This window comes from Actinomyces sp. oral taxon 170 str. F0386, assembly GCF_000195595.1.
Lineage (GTDB): Bacteria > Actinomycetota > Actinomycetes > Actinomycetales > Actinomycetaceae > Actinomyces.
Genome location: NZ_GL882573.1, coordinates 180,736 through 196,636, shown reverse-complemented (window position 1 = coordinate 196,636; position 15,901 = coordinate 180,736). Strand labels below are relative to the sequence as shown.

The 15,901-nt window shown below is 65.9% G+C and carries 13 protein-coding genes and 1 tRNA gene; 3 read left to right on the top strand and 11 right to left on the bottom strand.

Annotated features, from left to right (window positions below; all coding sequences use genetic code 11):
* Both HMPREF9056_RS12390 and HMPREF9056_RS12385 read right to left on the bottom strand, forming a co-directional pair.
* Nucleotides 1–2,847, bottom strand: a complete 2,847-nt coding sequence (locus HMPREF9056_RS12390) for an RNA degradosome polyphosphate kinase (protein ID WP_009747094.1) — start codon at nucleotides 2,845–2,847, stop codon at nucleotides 1–3.
* 444 nt (nucleotides 2,848–3,291) lie between these two features.
* Entirely contained in the window at nucleotides 3,292–3,954 is a 663-nt protein-coding gene (locus HMPREF9056_RS12385) for a hypothetical protein (protein WP_009747093.1), read from the bottom strand.
* 262 nt (nucleotides 3,955–4,216) lie between these two features.
* On the opposite strand from HMPREF9056_RS12385, the gene HMPREF9056_RS12380 reads away from it, so the two are divergent.
* Nucleotides 4,217–4,290, top strand: a tRNA-Lys gene (locus tag HMPREF9056_RS12380).
* Nucleotides 4,291–4,612: 322 nt separating this feature from the next.
* Here HMPREF9056_RS12380 and HMPREF9056_RS14255 read toward each other — a convergent pair.
* The 6 genes from HMPREF9056_RS14255 to HMPREF9056_RS12355 form a co-directional block, all read right to left on the bottom strand.
* A complete protein-coding gene (locus tag HMPREF9056_RS14255; RefSeq protein WP_157185087.1) occupies nucleotides 4,613–5,323 on the bottom strand; it encodes a hypothetical protein in 711 nt (236 codons plus the stop codon).
* A 398-nt stretch (nucleotides 5,324–5,721) separates the two neighbouring features.
* Nucleotides 5,722–6,147 carry a helix-turn-helix domain-containing protein gene (locus HMPREF9056_RS12375; RefSeq protein WP_009747089.1) on the bottom strand — a complete coding sequence of 142 codons (426 nt, stop codon included), beginning with the start codon at nucleotides 6,145–6,147 and terminating at the stop codon, nucleotides 5,722–5,724.
* 394 nt (nucleotides 6,148–6,541) lie between these two features.
* Complete coding sequence (locus HMPREF9056_RS12370) at nucleotides 6,542–7,384, bottom strand: hypothetical protein (protein WP_157185086.1); 843 nt, start codon at nucleotides 7,382–7,384, stop codon at nucleotides 6,542–6,544.
* Nucleotides 7,385–7,977: 593 nt separating this feature from the next.
* Nucleotides 7,978–8,115: an HTH domain-containing protein gene (locus tag HMPREF9056_RS15025; protein WP_108832319.1), complete on the bottom strand. Its 138-nt coding sequence runs from the start codon at nucleotides 8,113–8,115 to the stop codon at nucleotides 7,978–7,980.
* Nucleotides 8,116–8,593: 478 nt separating this feature from the next.
* Nucleotides 8,594–9,979 (bottom strand): DUF4041 domain-containing protein, encoded by a 1,386-nt coding sequence (locus HMPREF9056_RS12360; RefSeq protein ID WP_253270044.1) that lies wholly within the window; start codon nucleotides 9,977–9,979, stop codon nucleotides 8,594–8,596.
* Between the two features lie 123 nt (nucleotides 9,980–10,102).
* Nucleotides 10,103–11,002 carry a hypothetical protein gene (locus HMPREF9056_RS12355; RefSeq protein WP_034514586.1) on the bottom strand — a complete coding sequence of 300 codons (900 nt, stop codon included), beginning with the start codon at nucleotides 11,000–11,002 and terminating at the stop codon, nucleotides 10,103–10,105.
* On the opposite strand from HMPREF9056_RS12355, the gene HMPREF9056_RS14245 reads away from it, so the two are divergent.
* Nucleotides 11,001–11,159: a hypothetical protein gene (locus tag HMPREF9056_RS14245; protein WP_009747081.1), complete on the top strand. Its 159-nt coding sequence runs from the start codon at nucleotides 11,001–11,003 to the stop codon at nucleotides 11,157–11,159. The genes HMPREF9056_RS12355 and HMPREF9056_RS14245 overlap by 2 nt on opposite strands.
* A 25-nt stretch (nucleotides 11,160–11,184) precedes the next feature.
* On the opposite strand, the gene HMPREF9056_RS12350 is transcribed toward HMPREF9056_RS14245, so the two are convergent.
* From HMPREF9056_RS12350 to HMPREF9056_RS12340, 3 genes are all read right to left on the bottom strand, one after another.
* Nucleotides 11,185–12,732: a DEAD/DEAH box helicase gene (locus HMPREF9056_RS12350; protein WP_034514547.1), complete on the bottom strand. Its 1,548-nt coding sequence runs from the start codon at nucleotides 12,730–12,732 to the stop codon at nucleotides 11,185–11,187.
* 231 nt (nucleotides 12,733–12,963) lie between these two features.
* Nucleotides 12,964–14,379: a GntP family permease gene (locus HMPREF9056_RS12345; RefSeq protein WP_034514546.1), complete on the bottom strand. Its 1,416-nt coding sequence runs from the start codon at nucleotides 14,377–14,379 to the stop codon at nucleotides 12,964–12,966.
* A gap of 152 nt (nucleotides 14,380–14,531) precedes the next feature.
* Nucleotides 14,532–15,059 carry a gluconokinase gene (locus HMPREF9056_RS12340; protein WP_009747078.1) on the bottom strand — a complete coding sequence of 176 codons (528 nt, stop codon included), beginning with the start codon at nucleotides 15,057–15,059 and terminating at the stop codon, nucleotides 14,532–14,534.
* A gap of 127 nt (nucleotides 15,060–15,186) precedes the next feature.
* Here HMPREF9056_RS12340 and HMPREF9056_RS12335 point away from each other — a divergent pair, with 127 nt between their 5' ends.
* Nucleotides 15,187–15,900 (top strand): FadR/GntR family transcriptional regulator, encoded by a 714-nt coding sequence (locus tag HMPREF9056_RS12335; protein WP_009747077.1) that lies wholly within the window; start codon nucleotides 15,187–15,189, stop codon nucleotides 15,898–15,900.
* Nucleotide 15,901: the final 1 nt, after the last annotated feature.

Genomic DNA, 15,901 nt, shown 5'->3' with positions numbered 1-15,901 from the left:
TCAGTGGCGGCCCTTGACGCGCGAGCGCGCCCGGACCATGAGGCTGTCCTGGATGTCCTCGAGGCGGTTGCCATCGGCGTCGACGAGGTGGCGTTCCCAGGAGCCGTCGGGCCGAAGGTGCCAGGAGGAGACCTCGTCGGAGGCGCAGTGGGTGACCAGCCACTCGAGGTCCTCGACCATGGCCGGGTCGGTGATGCGCACGAGGGCCTCGACGCGGCGGTCGAGGTTGCGGTGCATGAGGTCGGCCGATCCGATGAACAGCTTGGTCTGCCCGCCGCCGGCGAAGGCGTAGATGCGCGAGTGCTCCAGGAAGCGCCCGAGGATCGAGCGCACGCGGATATTCTCGCTGAGGCCCTCGACGCCGGCGCGCAGGCCGCAGATGCCGCGTACGACGATGTCGACCGGCACTCCGGCGCGCGAGGCGCGGTACAGGGCGTCGATGACGGTCTCGTCGACGATGGAGTTGACCTTGATGCGGATCCAGGCGGGCAGGCCGGCCTTACGGTTGGTGATCTCCTGTTCGATGTGCTCGACCAACCCGTCGCGCAGGCCCCGGGGGGCTACGAGGAGCCGGCGGAAGCGGGCGCGCGGAGCGTAGCCGGAGAGCTGGTTGAACAGGGTGGTCAGGTCCTGGGCGACGTCGCGGTCGCAGGTCAGAAGCCCTAGGTCCTCGTAACCGCGGGCGGTCTTGGGGTGGTAGTTGCCGGTGCCCACGTGGCAGTAGCGGCGCAGGCCGTCGGACTCCTGGCGCACCACGAGCAGCAGCTTGCAGTGCGTCTTGAGGCCCACCATGCCGTAGACGACGTGGACGCCGGCGCGCTCGAGCTTGCGGGCCCAGGAGATGTTGGCCTCCTCGTCGAAGCGGGCCTTGATCTCCACGATGGCGACGACCTGCTTGCCGGCCTCGGCGGCCTCGATGAGGGCGTCCACGATCGGGGAGTCGCCGGAGGTGCGGTAGAGGGTCTGCTTGATGGCCAGGACCTTGGGATCGGCGGCGGCCTGGGCAACGAACTCCTGGACGGAGGTGGAGAAGGAGTCGTAGGGGTGGTGCAGGAGGACGTCGTGCTCGCGCATGGCGGCGAAGACGTCCGGCGCGGAGGAGGACTCGTAGGCGGCCAGGCCCGCGGCCGTCACCGGCACGAAGCGCGGGTACTTCAGGTCGGGGATGTCCAGGTCGTGGAGCTGGTTGAGGCAGGTCAGGTCCAGGGGGGCGGGGAGCTCGAAGACGTCGTCGCCTTTGAGGCCCAGGGCGCGCACCAGGTAGCGACGGGTGAAGGAGGAGATGGTGTCCTCCACCTCCAGGCGCACGCAGTCGCCGAAGCGGCGCCGCTCGAGCTCCTTCTCCATGGCCTTGAGGAGGTTCTCGGCGTCGTCCTCCTCAACCTCGAGGTCCTCGTTGCGGGTGACCCGGAAGAGGTGGTGCTCCAGGATGTCCATGCCCGGGAAGAGGTGGTCGAGGTGCTGGCCGATGACGACCTCCAGGGGGATGACGGCACAGCCGGCAGCCTTGTCCGCGGCGTCGAGCTCTCGGCCGGGGACCTGGACCAGGCGCGGTAGAGAGTCGGGCACCTTGATGCGCGCGAAGTGCTCCTTGCCGCTGCGCGGGTTGCGCAGGATGACGGCGAGGTTGAGAGACAGTCCCGAGATGTAGGGGAAGGGGTGGGAGGGGTCGACCGCCAGCGGGGTCAGGACCGGGTAGATCTGGTGGCGGAAGTAGCGGGTCAGGCGCTCCTGCTGATCGGTGTTGAGCTCCTCCCAGCCCAGGATGTCCACGTTGCGCTCGGTCAAGGCTGGGCGGATGTCCTCCTGGAAGAGGGCGGCCTGGCGGGCGGTGAGCTCCTTGGCACGGCTGGTGACCTGGGCCAGGACCTGGTTGGCGTCCAGGCCGGAGGCGCGCACAGGGGTGATGCCGGCCTTGATGCGGCGCATGAGCCCGGCGACGCGCACCATGTAGAACTCGTCGAGGTTGGAGGAGAAGATCGCCAGGAACCAGGCGCGCTCCAGCAGGGGCAGGGTGCGGTCCTCAGCCTGTTCCAGGACCCGCTCGTTGAAATCCAGCCAGGTGAGCTCCCGGTCGATGAAGCGGTTCCTGAAGGACTTCAGGGGCGGCAGGAGGTCCTCGGGGGCCACCTGGGCGGTGTCGGCGGAGGTGGCCGAGGCCACGGCGTCAGCAGCACCGGCCGAGCTGAATGAGGAGGCTGAGGAGGAGGCGCTGGCCGGGCTCACGGCGTGGCCCGAGCTGGCGGCGCTGCCGGGAACGAAGGTGCCCCGCTCTCCCGGCGTCGCGGTCGACGGCGTCGCCAGTGCCTCGGCCGCTGAGGGGGCCGACTGCGAGCTGGCGGAGGTGATGGAGGAGGGCGCGATGGCGGGTGTCGCGGTGCCGATGGGGCCGGGGGCCGGGGCAGCCTCACCGTCGACGATCTCGTCGAAGTCCTCGTCCTCGTACTGGGGGCCGGAGTCGTCGGCGAAGTCGCGCGGGTCGGCGACCTCGATGATGTGCTCCTCCTCGGCGGACTCCTCGGAGTCTTCGGAGTCGGCTGGGTCGTCGGGCTCCTCTGGGTGTCCGGCGGCCTTGTGTCCCTCGGGGCTCTCCTCGTCCGTGGGCGACCCATCGGGAGAGGCCGGGACACCATCGGGCTCACCCTGGGTCTCAGTCTCGGCGACCTCGGCGGAGACCGCTGGCTCGCCAGGCCCCGCGGCCTCGGGCGACACCGCCGACTGGGCCGCCTCGGCCGCCTCGACGTCGTCGGACACCTGCTCGGGCTCCTGGGGGGTCGAGTGACGCATCCACCCGCCCAGGAAGCGAGAGAGCGGCGTGGGGGCGGAATGGGGCGCGTCGTTGGTCATGGCCACATGGTCCCACGTCCGGGCGACCTTGTGGGGCGGTGATCCGCTCCAGTTCGGCGAATGCGCAAGGTGCCGCTGCTGCCGCACGATCCTTGGGACGCACTGGCTGAACCTTGGCCCCACTGCACGAGCTCCCACCTCGCGTGCAGTACACCTCCCCGTCCCCCATTGCGATCCACCCTTCGTGCAGTAGCCATTCGGGCAGCCACATGACTCTCCTGCGCAGGAGTCGCGAATGACGCAGGGGCTGCGCGGCGCACCGAGCATGATCTCGCCAATGGTTCCGGTCGTGTCCAAATCGGTCACAAAGGAGCCTGCGACCCGATCAAGCCACTGGAAGAACCGCGGAATCATGCGGCTTTGTTCCGTCGACGCACGCTTGCCTCGGGCCTTTGTCACCGATTTGGACATCCCGCGCTCGGATAGCCCTCACACAAGGCCCTCTCAGTCGAGGAGGCCTGCGGCGGCGCGGCGGGCGGAGTCGGTGAGCTCGTCGGCGGTGGCCAGGAGGGCGGAGTCGCGGCGGGTGACGTGGTCGGCGAGCTCGTCGGCGTCGTCCTCGATCCACACGGGGTCGGAGCCGGCGGCCAGGGCGCGTAGGAAGTCTGCGGTGGCGGTCAGCAGCGGGGCGATCTCGGTGACGGAGTCCTCGACGCCGCCGGCCAGGACGACATCGAGACGCTCGCGCAGCTCGGTGGGCGCGGGCACGGCGCGCGCCTCGCCGAGGGCGGCCTCGAGGCGGGCGGTGGCGGCATCGTCGGCCTCGGTGAGGTCGACGACGGTGGCGTAGCGGCGGGCGACGAGCTCGGGGTCACGGCGGATCCACTCGCGTACGAGGAACAGTCGCCACAGGGTTCCGGGAAGGGTGGTGGCCGGGGAGTCGGCCCACAGCTCAGCGATGTCGTCGACGCCGTTGGTGGCGACCGCGGCAACGACACCGGAACGGGTGATGGGGTCGTCCTCGGTATCGGCACCGGGGAAGCCGCCGATGAGGGCCTGGGCGGCACGGTGGGCGAGCTCGGAGGCGACGGCGGTATCGGCGCCGCCCTCGATCTGCTCGGCAGCCTCGGGGTCGAGCCGGGCGGGGCGGTGGAACTGGCGGGCCATGGGAACTCCTCACGCGGTGCGGGCGCGTCGGCGACGACGCGCAGGCTCATTGTCTCGCGAGAGGAGATGCCCTCCCCCACCAGTTCACTTCCGGCCGACGGAGGAGGGGCGGCCGGTGCTGGCGCTATCGTCGGATGCGGCGTCAGCGTCCGGGGAAGGCTCACGGTGGCCGGCAGCGTGGCGAGTTCGACACGGCGGTCGGTTGTCCGGTTATGCTGACCCCTGCCGACGGCGTCTGGACTCCGCTTCCGGCCGTCGGCGCGCCCCCTTAGCTCAGTTGGTCAGAGCTGCGGACTTTTAATCCGAAGGTCGTGGGTTCGAGCCCCACAGGGGGTACCGCACCGGCCTCGGCCCCACCAGGGACCGGAGCCTTCTTCCTGTCCGGGATGCAGGCAGCAGCGCCCTCCCGCCACCCTGCCGGCACATGGTTTCGGGTTGCGTGATGGCTGCTGGAATCAGGTGAACTCAGGTGGCACCGATCCACGTGGATGGACGCTCCAGCCATCGGGGAAGGGATGAAGGCATTCATGTCGAGCCGGATTCGATCGGCGCCAGCCCAGGTAGCCGGAAGTGCCTTCAGATCATTCCGCAAAAAAATCTAACCCAGAACCCAAAAACATGAAACACCCAAAAACACTGGAACCCACCGGCATTTCATTCACTGACTGCGGGTGGTTGTTCCATCACCAAAGAGATTTGGTGTCGTGCGGTATACCGTCCCGTCAGAACCACGAGTCGTCGTCCCGCCAAAGATACTCTCCGTGGTGCGGTACACCGTCCCGTCAGAACCACGAGTCGTCGTCCCGCCAAGAATGCTATCCGTCGTTCGATACACCACCCCACCTGAAGCAGAACCAGGAACACGAGACGATACCTCATCGCTACTTTTCCTCACATGTAGACTGCGACCACCTCCTCCGAGACCAACAGATTCTTGACCATCGTCAGTCACCGTAAAAACCGAAACCAAGATCGACACAACCCACACACCTAACAGAATGACAACTCGCTGATAACTCCATACGCTTGGCATAAAAATGGAGATGATTGCCACCACAACAGAAACGATCGCGGCGTACACCAAGACGAAAAAGAATGCCTGAAGAGGAATAAACAACCCGAGCCAGAACCCTACCCGCTTACCCCTCACCCCAGAGGACTGGGCAATATGAGAACCGACCACCCAGCCAACAAGGGCACCAACAATCCCCAACACGAAAGCACAGCCCGCAATCGCACCATCCGACACAGAGGACTCTCCGGTGGAAAAATCCATCCCACCAAACCCTATAGTCAAGATGCCAGTATACAGAAACATTTGGCACCCAAATATTGCATATCCGATTTCATTGTTGGGCTTTGAACTCATCTTTGAATCCTCCCCTGCAAAGCTCTGACAGTCATCCGTGCAGAACCATCGATTTTAAAATCTCCAGCCCCACCAACCCTAGATCGAAATAGGGTATACTTTATATTATATCACCTGCGACAAGAAGGGGGCGACAGTCAGCCACCTCAACTTTCCGCATTTTATGAATATCGTGGAATCCTTCAAAGAGTAAGGACACTCGCATGGAATAACCTAGAGGCTATCGTCACTTTTATCCACAAGCAAGCAGTTCACTCCACACTCTCACTCGTTCACCGTCGATGGACGCTCAATCATTTACCTTCACGCCTCACAGGCATTAGATTCTCCTATTAACACCACCAGCGACCCACCTTAATCGCCTCGAGCACACGACCAAGGCGGCAGCCGAAAAGCGCTCAACGCGAGAGCTCGGCGTCGGACACGACCCAGTTGCGTCCGACCTTGCGGCCGGACAGGCGGCCTGAGGCAATGCGGTCGCGCACCGCCTGCGGAGTGATCCCGAGACGGATGGCAGCCTCGGACACACCCACGAACTCGACGTCGTCGATCTTCAGACCCTCGCGGCGGTCCCACATCCTGGTGGGGATCACCTCGATCCCCACCAGGTCCCCGACCTGCGCGGCGAGGGCGGCGGCCGTGGACACAGCCTGAGCCAATGTGTGGGCGGGCAACGTGATGACTGCATTGATGGCCCCAGGGCATGCAGGCGCGTCCCCGACGGCGGGGTGGTAGTCGGCCAGAGCCTCCATGAGGTTGTCGATATCGTCGCTCTCAATGGCGGGCTTGTGCACGTGAATCGTGAGCGTTGCGTTATAGTCCATAGGATCCCTTCCAGCACTTTGCTTACGCCAAGATTGTCTCGCTTCAACTTGGCTCATCACAAGAGGTCAGGCGGGACTCCCCTGGCTTCCCTTGGCGCCCGCGACCGCGGGCTCCACGGCCACGGGCGCCGCCGCTGCGGCCACTCCGGCCGGAGGGCTGCCCAGAGCCCTGCTCACCACTTCAGCCGCGCCGCTTCGCACTGCACCCACCGTTCCCACCGCGTATTCCCCCGCCGCAGCCGGCGCGACCTGCACGACCGGACCAATCACGCCCTGCTTCACCGAAACCGCATCCCAGTCGCCCGATAGAGGCCCGCTTGGGGTGGGAGCCCTGGGTCGAGGGCCTGGACGAGGCCGCGGTGGCGGACCTGGTCAGGAGCGTGCCGTGAGCTGGTCAGGGCTGGTAGGCGATGTGGCTGGTGTCGGCTATGGCGATGTAGAGGCTGTCAGTTTTCTGGGAGACGCGCAGGGTGCCGATGGCGATGACGTGGTGGCCGGCGAGGTCACCGATGCTGGCGTCGAGGTTGTCCTGGACGCTGAGCGCCTGGTCGTTGCGGATCATGATGGCGGCGGTGTCCTTGGGTCTGGTGCCGGGCTGGGGCACCATGTGCAGGAAGATGCTCTTGGTGGGGGCGTTTTCGGCGTAGTTGGTGACCTTGCCGTAGAAACACGCGCGCAGGCCCTTGTGAGCGGACGTGAGGGTGTTGGCGAGCCGCACGAGCTGGTTGACGAAGCCGGGGCGCTGGCCGGGCAGCTCGATGAGGGCGTGAGGGTCGAGGCGGCCGTCCAGGGCCCGGGTGAGCAGGGAGGCCAGCGTTGCGGTAGATCGTGTGGGGGCGTTTCGTCTGCTGTCGGGTCCAGGTTGGGCGGTGGCCATGGGGCGGCCGGCGGCCTGGGTACGGCTGGTGGGCGTCGCCATGCCCGTGCTGGTTCCTGGCCCGGTGGTGATGAGAAGCAGCGTGGGTCCCTCGTGGCGGGTGCGGGTGGTGGTGGAGCCGTCGCGGTGGCCTTTGACGGCGCGCTCGGCGGCGTCGCCCTCGTCGCAGCCGGTGATGTGCTTCCTGGACCAGAAGTGGGGGCGCACGTGCTTGGACTTCAGCGCTCTGGGGCCGGCGGGAGCCCGGCAGAGTCTGCCGTGGGTGTCCTGGCCGGGGCAGGTCAGGTCCTGGGGCGGGTCGGGAAGGTCCGCGTACTGGCTGATGCTGAGCAGTCGTCCCTGACTGAGTGCGTAGCGCATGGTGGCGCTCATTTCTTGGAGCACGGCGGGCCTTCCGCCGTTGCTTCCTTGGGGCACGACGGGCGGTCCGTCGTTGCCCTGGTGGGGCCGGTAGGTGGTTTCTGCTGGTCCTGGTGGCCGGGTGGCGGTGGTACGTCGTCTGGCCGGGGTGGGAGGGCGCCCGGGCTGGTGCCCTCCTACCCGTCCCGAATTATCCCTGTGACCTACGACAAGAATTCCTGCGGCGAGATGCGAGGTGGTCGTGATGGTGTTTTCTCCTGAGTTCTGCTGGCGTGCGCCAGCTCTGGAACCGTGGTGGTGCTGGCTGCTCGGACCCTCGGCTCTCCGTGCGGTTTCCGGGATAGAGGTACTGCGGTGTGCTGCGACTATGTGCCGATGGCCGGCGCCGCCCTCTGCTACTCCGAAGGTCGTGGGTTCGAGCCCCACAGGGGTACCACACCGGCCTCGGCCCCGGTATGGGCCGAGACCTTCTTCATGGCTGGACGCCACTCAGCCGGCGCTCATTCTCCACCGCTGCAGATCGGAGCGAAGTCATCCACCTTACGGCAGAACAGCGTGGTCATGATGGAGAGCTCTTCAGCGGTCCAGCTGACCTAACCACGGAGCTTGCGGCTGATAACAGATCGCGTGACACCGAACTGGTCAGCCAGGTCCTTACACGTCATTCGATGCTCGAAGAGCAGCTGGTTCAGCTGAGCTGTTTGTTTATCATGGGAGTCACCCGGTTGCACCGGGGTGACTCCCCACCATTATGGCGGAGCAGTGCCCACCGACCGACGAGTCGCATCAAGGATGCCCGCCAAGGGCGGCTCGGTACCTCAGGTGGGACTGCCCGCGAGATCCGTGGACCACGGTGAGCATAGGAAGTGGGGCGCCTAGAGCAGGCCAAAAGCAGCTTCCCACTGCCCTACCGGTACATGCTTCCAGGCTGCGTGATGGTTGCTGGAATTAGGTGAGGTCAGATGGCACCGATCCACGTGAGGTGGACACCCTGGCCAGCACCAAGAAAGACGCTACTCGTGTTGAGCAGAGCTCAATCGTCACCAGCCCAGGTAGCCGGATGTGAGCACAGGTCACGCAGCCACAACGACATATCCGGCTCTCACGACCACACCTTACGGATCGCAAGCTACTCCGGAGGTTCAAAAACCGAAGAGTGAGGCAAGAACTCGAGGACGCAAAGACGCAGCCCGCAGCCGACTCCTACCCTCAATCTCTTCCGCTGACGATGACGCCACTATTCTCCGATTCTGCCATTTGAAGGCTCAGACGGTACTGTTCCGCCTCCGGCTCCTCAGTGAACTCCAGGAGGTTTCCAGCCACCTCCGAGAGGACGTCGCGAACCTCAGCAGGCGACGCATGGAAGAACTCACGACGAGTGTTGACACGATTAACCCGCTTGTCCGCGAACCTTCGATGCAGATCAGCCTCTACTGTGACGGCATCGTCAGAGAAGAACAGTGCATGGACGTCGAAACCGAACGGTACAGAGGCATCTCCAAGTTCTCGAACACGATCCATCGGATCAAGCCGACGCGTCATGCCGATCTTAACCATTCGATCACCGAACGCCCCAATGTTGGAGATGACATACACATATCCTGCACGGATATTAGCGGCACGGAAATCAACCTTCTCAATCTCCTTATCAAGCCCTTCAAGCTGGGACCTGATCTCATCAGCCTCATCCGTTCGCCCCTGATCCACGAGAGACTGGAGCACGTGCTGGTAGTGCTCACGCTCCTTGTCGAGCTTCGCTCGGCGCTGGGCAAGTTCCTGCTGCGCTTTACGCTCTTCACGCAGTCTCGCCTTCTCCTCCCGCTCCGCCTCTTTTTCGGCCTTTTTAGCGTTTTGATACCTGAGCGACAGGTCGAGTTCTTCGAGGCGGAGCGCATGGTACCTGCCATCTATCCTCAGGTTGATGAGCGAACCAAGACGCTCCACCTGGTCACGGGTGCGCTCAAGTCGTTTGCGAGCCGCCTCACCATTGCCGGCCTTGACAGTGAGAACACAGTTCTCAACTTCAGCATTATAGGCAAGCAACATCATCTTCGACATGTCAGCAACGAACTTACGCCCTTGCGATGCCGAGTTATTGAATGTGAAGCCCTCTCTGGCTCTGATCGCCACCTTATTCCTAATCATCTCCTTGATCTGAGAACGCACCTCCGAGAGGCGACCACTAAGCTCTAGAGAAGACTCGGCAGGATGCACATAATTTGTCAGCCCGTTGTCGACCATAACAACAGTATCCGAAAGGTGCATGTCGAGTTGTGCGAGCTCTCGCTTGCGGTTATCGATTTTATCGGAAACTGCACGCGCATCACGCTCAAGAACGCGAAGACTCTCCTCCGCCGAAGCGGCCCGCTGGGAGAACTCCAATTTCTGCCGCTCCAGAGAGGCCTGCAATTCGACCTGATCACGCCTCATTTGCGCAGAAACTTCCTGCATAGTAACCAGATCCCCACCTCCGACCCGATCAAGTAGCGCCCGAAGCTCTCCAATTGACGCGAGTGCGGCATCATACTGCTGCGCCCCCGCACTCAACTGCTGTTCGAGAGTTTGGATCTTCCTTTTTTTCTCACCAAACATCATGAGACCTCTTTGTCGACAGGTAAAGTAAGGCAGAATGAATGTTACAACTTCACCCTGCCAGCAACGTCAACACAGAGATCACAATTAAGCAACCTTAGTCGAAAAACCTCTGAGTAAGTTTTTTTATTTTTCACTTGCGGCATCGTCAAGCACGCGGCCAACATAGCGGCCGAACTTCTCGGTGATGCTGCCGTGGTCGTCATCGGACCACTCACTCCAGGTGCGGCGGAAGCCCGCGGTGCGGTAATAGTTCAGGCTGTTCCTGGCGTGCCCGATACCGTCGAACCCGTCGATACTGGTCTCGGGGACGTCCCGCGTCCCAGTCACCCAGTTCAACCAGAGCCGGTCCTTGACGTCTCCAGGAAAGGCCGACGACCCCTCCTCCTCGGGCGCGTCACCACCACCGAAGAGCAGGAAGCCCCCACTCGCCATGCGCTCGGCGTAAGAGGGGAAGAACCACTGGCTGATGAACTCCGAGCCGCCGGAGTAGCCCACGAGCCAGACCCGCTCCGTGTTGGCGCCGCACTCGATCGCCACGTAGTCGAGAGCCTCCTCCAGGTAGCGGATCTTCGCGTCCTGGTCGTCGACCCACCAGACGCCCTCGTCACCGGGGGATCGCACCGAGACGACGTCGTACCCTCGGGCACCCGCCGCCTCGACGACTCCCCCGGCGCCGGCCAGACCACCGGGAGACCTCTCGCTCCGGCTCTCGCCACCCTGGTCGTGGAAGGGCTGCCCGTCGCCGTCGAGGTAGACGACCAGTCCGACCGGCACGTCCCCGGCCGCGTAGAAGATGCAGTCGGAGGTCTCATCGTCGGTATCGGTGTAGGAGAAGGCGGCCGGAACCGACAAGTCTCCTGACGCCGGACGCAGGCTCGGAGCGGTACCTGCCCCACGCGAGCGCAGGTGCGACGGCGGGTTGGAATGCGCGGCCGCCTGCTGCGGTCCCCGAGGGGCGCAGCCGGCCAGGACGAGGCCTGCCATCGTCCCAGTCAGGGCGCGCCGCGAAAGGTGTGCTGCCATGATCTCCACCCACCTTCCCGGTCATCGTCAGCCACTCGACCGTAGCACCGGCATCCCGCTTCCGCGCGGCCTACCGACCGCCTTCGGAGTGATCCCGAGCCGGATCATGTCCTCAGAAGTACCCACGAGCTCGACGGCGCCGACCTCCGACCCCTGAGCCGACTGCGATTCCTCGCGGGAGTCTAGGCCGCCGTTCCGCCGCCCCGGTTGGCTCCGCGGCCGCGTCCGCCACGCCCGCCTCGTCCGGAACCGCTGTTGTGCTCACTGCGGCCTCCGCGTCCGCCACGACCGCTGTGTCCGCCGCGACTGGATCGGCCGGCTGCCTGCCCCGTCCTACCGCGCCGCTTGGCAACACGCCCACGACCGCCACCGCTGCGACCACCGTGCCCCGCCTGACCGCGACCCGCCTCGCCATGACCATGACCCGGCCGCCCGGTGGAGGCTCGCCCGCTGGGGCTACCGCCCTTGATGGCCACGCCCTCGGGCATGTCCTCCAGCGCTACGGGATCGGCGACCTGCCCCACGAGGACGGCCACGGCGTCGTCGTCGGGCCGGATACGCTCGACGTCCGCGCGGATTCGGGACTTCTTGAGCAGGACCTGGACGTCGTGCTTCTGCTCGGGCAGAACGAGGGTGATGACGCTTCCAGCAGCCCCGGCGCGGGCGGTGCGCCCGGAGCGGTGCAGGTAGGCCTTGTGCTCGGCGGGCGGGTCGACGTGGACAACGAGCTCGACGCCGGAGACATCGATCCCCCGGGCAGCGATGTCGGTGGCGACCATGACGTGGACCTGCCCGGTGGAGAAGGCCTTCATGGCGCGTTCGCGCGCGTTCTGGCTCATATTGCCTTGGAGCTCGACGGCGGGGATGCCGGCCTGGACGAGCTTGCGGGCCAGGCGCCGAGCGAGGTGCTTGGTGCGGGTGAACAGGATGCGCTGCCCCTCCCCGGAGGCCAGGCGCCGCACGACGCCGTCCTTGGCGGTCTTGTCGGCCACCATCCACACGCGGTGGGTCATGGCGTCCACGGGCGAGGTCAAGGGATCCACGGAGTGCTGGAGCGGTTTGTGGAGGAACTCCGCCACCAACGCGTCCACGCCGTTGTCGAGGGTGGCGGAGAACAGCATGCGCTGGCCGCGCTGCGGGGTGGCGCGCAGGATACGACGGACATTGGGCAGGAAGCCGAGGTCGGCCATGTGGTCGGCCTCGTCCAGGACGGTGATCTCAACCTCGTCGAGGCTGACGAGCCCCTGGCCCATGAGGTCCAGGAGCCGTCCGGGGCACGCGACGACGACGTCGACCCCCGCCTTGAGGGCCTTCTCCTGCGGCTTGGCGGAGACCCCACCGAAGATGGTGGTCACGTCCATGTCGACGACGCGGGCCAGGGGCTCGATGACCTCGGCGATCTGGAGGGCGAGCTCGCGGGTGGGGGCCAGGACCAGGCCGATGGGGTGACCGGGGCGGGCCTTGTCCTGCTGCGCCAGGCGCTGGACCAGCGGGAGGCTGAAGGCCAGGGTCTTGCCCGAACCGGTGCGGCCGCGGCCGAGCACGTCGCGACCGGCAAGCGTGTCGGGCAGGGTGGCGGCCTGGATGGGGAAGGGCGCAGTGAAGCCGCGCGAGTCGAGGTCGGCGGCCAGGTCGGAGTCCACGCCGAGGGAGGCGAAGGTGGCCTCCCCGGCGGACGGGGCCTTCCCGGAGGCGAAACGGTAAGAGGCGGAGGTGCGGTGTGCGGCCACGGGGGTCCTGTCGGTTGGGACCGCGGGCACGCCGACGCGGATCGCTGGCAGCGTGCGCGTCGGTGCGTGAGGTGCCGGCGTTACGCGGCTCGACGGCGCAGGGCGCCAGGTAAGTCGACGCGCGCCGGGACCGGGGCACCAGCCAGGCCGGGCGGCGCCCGGACCAGAGGTCCATCCTGCCCGAGATCCCGCCACATCCCAAGGACGCCGCTCACATGCCTCGGCGGCCGGTCAGAGAACTCCCAGGGCGAGCGCGAGGAGGCTGACCGTCGCCATGGCGACCACGGACAGGATCGTCTCCATCAGCGACCAGGTCTTGAAGGTCTGTCCCACGGTCATCCCGAAGTACTCCTTGACCAGCCAGAAGCCGGCGTCGTTGACGTGGGAGAGGAAGACCGATCCGGCGCCGATCGCCAGGACGAGAAGAGCGACCTCGGTCTGCGGCATGTGAGCGGCCAGCGGCGCCATGATGCCGGCTGCGGTGATGGTGGCGACGGTCGCCGATCCGGTGGCCAGCCGCACGGCGACGGCGACGAGCCACCCGGCCAGGAGAGCGGGCACGGCCGCCTGCTGGATCCAGGCGGCGATGATGTCAGCGATCCCGGAGTCCACGAGGGTCTGCTTGAACCCTCCCCCGGCCCCGACAATGAGCAGGATCCCGGCGATGGGTCCGAGCGAGACCCCGACCCGTCCACTGACGTCGTCGGCCCCGAGTCCCAGGCGGGTTCCGAAGAGGTACATGGCCACCAGGACCGTGATCAGCAGGGCCACAATCGGCTTACCCACGAACAGGGCAGTGTGGACCGCCGGGTTCCCACTGTCCTCAGGGGCGAGGGTCTCGACGACGGTGCGCAGAAGCATGAGTCCCACGGGCAGCAGGACCACCATGATTGAGGTCGCGAAGGCGGGACGCGGCCCCTCGTGCTCCTCGTCCGAGGCCCCCAGCGGTTCGGGCGCCTCGATGGGAACCCACCTGGCCATGAAGCGCGCGGCAATGGGGCCCGAGATGACAACCGTGGGCACAGCAACCAGCAGCCCCAGCCCGAGGGTGAGTCCCAGGTCGGCCTTGACGGCATTGATGGCGATGAGCGGCCCGGGGTGCGGCGGCACGAGGCCGTGGAGCGCGGACAGGCCGGCCAGGGCGGGCACACCCAGCAGAACGAGCGGCTGATGGGCCCGCCGGGCAACGATCATGACCACGGGGATGAGCAGGACGATGCCGACCTCGAAGAACAGCGGGATGCCGACGACGAAGGCGATCAGCGCCATCGCCCAGGGCAGGCGGGGGCCGGGCGTGCGGGCCAGAACGGTGTCGACGATCTGGTCGGCGCCGCCGGAGTCGATGAGGAGACGGCCGATGATCGCTCCGAAGGCGATGAGGGTGCCCACGTCACCGATCGTGGAACCCATCCCCTTGGTGAAGGCGGCGAAGGTGTCTGCCAGAGGGATACCTGCCACGACTGCCAGCACCGCCGAACCGAGCGTCAGTGCAAGGAAGGGGTGCATCTTGCGCCAGACGATGAGCACGATGATCGTGGCGATGCCGAGCAGGGCGGCCGAAACGAGCTGCGCGTGACTGTCCGTGTGGCTCACGGCGTCGGCGGCCGGCAACGCGATCGAGCGAGTCGGAGGAAGAGTGAACGTCATTGTTGTCTCCGTTGTCATTAGAAGGTGAGGTGGAGTGAGGGCGAGGCGCATGCCTGCCGGTCTCGGCGCGGTGGGGCGGCTGTGCGTCGCGTTCCTCGGTCAGTTGATGTGGTCGCCTACGACGGTCAGCGACCATCTGCGAGGGCCGACGCTCAGCCAGCGTCGGACGATGCCTGTTCGAGTGCGGCGAGGATCGCCTCGAAGGTCTCCTCCGGCGTCGCCCGCGAGACCACGGTGACGCCGTCCTCGTCGTCGGACAGGGGCTCGAGGGTGGCGAACTGGGAGGGCAGCAGGCTCGGGGGCATGAAGTGCCCCTCGCGGTGGGCCATGCGCTCCTGGAGCTCATCGGGCTGAGCGAGCAGGTGGATGAAGAAGACCCGGCCCTGCGCACCGGAGAGCAGGTCGCGATAGGAGCGCTTGAGCGCGGAGCAGGTGACGATCGTCTTGACGTCCTCGGTAGCACGCTCGCTCATCCAGTCGCGCATGGAATTCAGCCAGGGCCAGCGGTCCTCGTCGGTCAGCGCGACGCCGCGGCTCATCTTGTCGATATTGGCCCCGGGGTGGAAGTCGTCGGCCTCGGCGACGGGCCAGCCCAGTGCGTTGTGAAGGTTGAGTGCGGCCGTGGTCTTGCCGCAGCCGGAGACCCCCATGAGGACGAGGTGCTCGACGGATCGGCTCATGTCTCTGCTCCTTGGTGACGCCGTTGTCGCTAACTAATACGATTAATATACCTTTTACGTAGTACTTTTGAAAGGGTCGGATAGCATCTCCGGCAGACATCTTGCACCGCCCTCGGAAAGCCCGCCTATGCCCCCCACTGACCGACGTCGCGACGTCCTCGACTCCCTCGGACGCGCCATCGTGGCCGGGGAGATGGCGCCGGGGCAGAGCCTGACGCTGGAGGCGATCCAGTCCCAGTACGGCGTCTCCCGGACGCTGGCGCGCGACTGCGTCCATACCCTGGAATCGGTGGGCGTCGTCGCCTCGCGACGTCGAGTAGGCATTGTGGTTCAGCCGCGCGAGCACTGGTCGGCTCTGGCACCCCAGCTCGTGCGTTGGCAGCTCCAGGCCGATCCGCACGGTCCTAAGCTCGGAGCTCTGACCGAACTGCGCGCAGCCATCGAGCCGGTCGCCGCCGCGGCGGCGGCCCGGCGGGCCACCGAGGGCCAGCGCTCCAGGTTGCTGGCACTGGCGGCTGCTATCCGTGCCAAGGGCGCCGCCGGCGATGTCGCCTCCTACCTCGACGACGACATCGCCTTCCACAGCCTCATCCTGGCGGCCAGCCACAACGACACCTTCACGGCGCTGACCGACGTCGTCGCAGAGGTGCTCTCCGGACGGGCCAGGCTGACCGGCCAGGTGCAGGTCCCTCAGCCCGAAGCGCTCGAGCTGCACGGACGAGTCGCCAACGCGATTGCATCCGGCGACGCCACAGCGGCCGAGTCCTCCATGCGAGATCTTGTCGCCGAGGTGCGCGGTGCCTTGCTCGAGCGCGGCCTACGCGGCTTCCTCGAGGTTTGAC

Bases quoted from the DNA above. Each gene is read 5' to 3' on its own strand.
- HMPREF9056_RS14255 (WP_157185087.1), bottom strand. From the start codon at position 5,323: ATGAGTTCAAAGCCCAACAATGAAATCGGATATGCAATATTTGGGTGC.
- HMPREF9056_RS12370 (WP_157185086.1), bottom strand. From the start codon at position 7,384: ATGCGCTACGCACTCAGTCAGGGACGACTGCTCAGCATCAGCCAGTAC.
- HMPREF9056_RS12355 (WP_034514586.1), bottom strand. From the start codon at position 11,002: ATGGCAGCACACCTTTCGCGGCGCGCCCTGACTGGGACGATGGCAGGC.
- HMPREF9056_RS12340 (WP_009747078.1), bottom strand. From the start codon at position 15,059: ATGAGCCGATCCGTCGAGCACCTCGTCCTCATGGGGGTCTCCGGCTGC.
- HMPREF9056_RS12375 (WP_009747089.1), bottom strand. From the start codon at position 6,147: ATGGACTATAACGCAACGCTCACGATTCACGTGCACAAGCCCGCCATT.
- HMPREF9056_RS12335 (WP_009747077.1), top strand. From the start codon at position 15,187: ATGCCCCCCACTGACCGACGTCGCGACGTCCTCGACTCCCTCGGACGC.
- HMPREF9056_RS12385 (WP_009747093.1), bottom strand. From the start codon at position 3,954: ATGGCCCGCCAGTTCCACCGCCCCGCCCGGCTCGACCCCGAGGCTGCC.
- HMPREF9056_RS12345 (WP_034514546.1), bottom strand. From the start codon at position 14,379: ATGACGTTCACTCTTCCTCCGACTCGCTCGATCGCGTTGCCGGCCGCC.
- HMPREF9056_RS12360 (WP_253270044.1), bottom strand. From the start codon at position 9,979: ATGATGTTTGGTGAGAAAAAAAGGAAGATCCAAACTCTCGAACAGCAG.
- HMPREF9056_RS12390 (WP_009747094.1), bottom strand. From the start codon at position 2,847: ATGACCAACGACGCGCCCCATTCCGCCCCCACGCCGCTCTCTCGCTTC.
- HMPREF9056_RS14245 (WP_009747081.1), top strand. From the start codon at position 11,001: ATGATCTCCACCCACCTTCCCGGTCATCGTCAGCCACTCGACCGTAGC.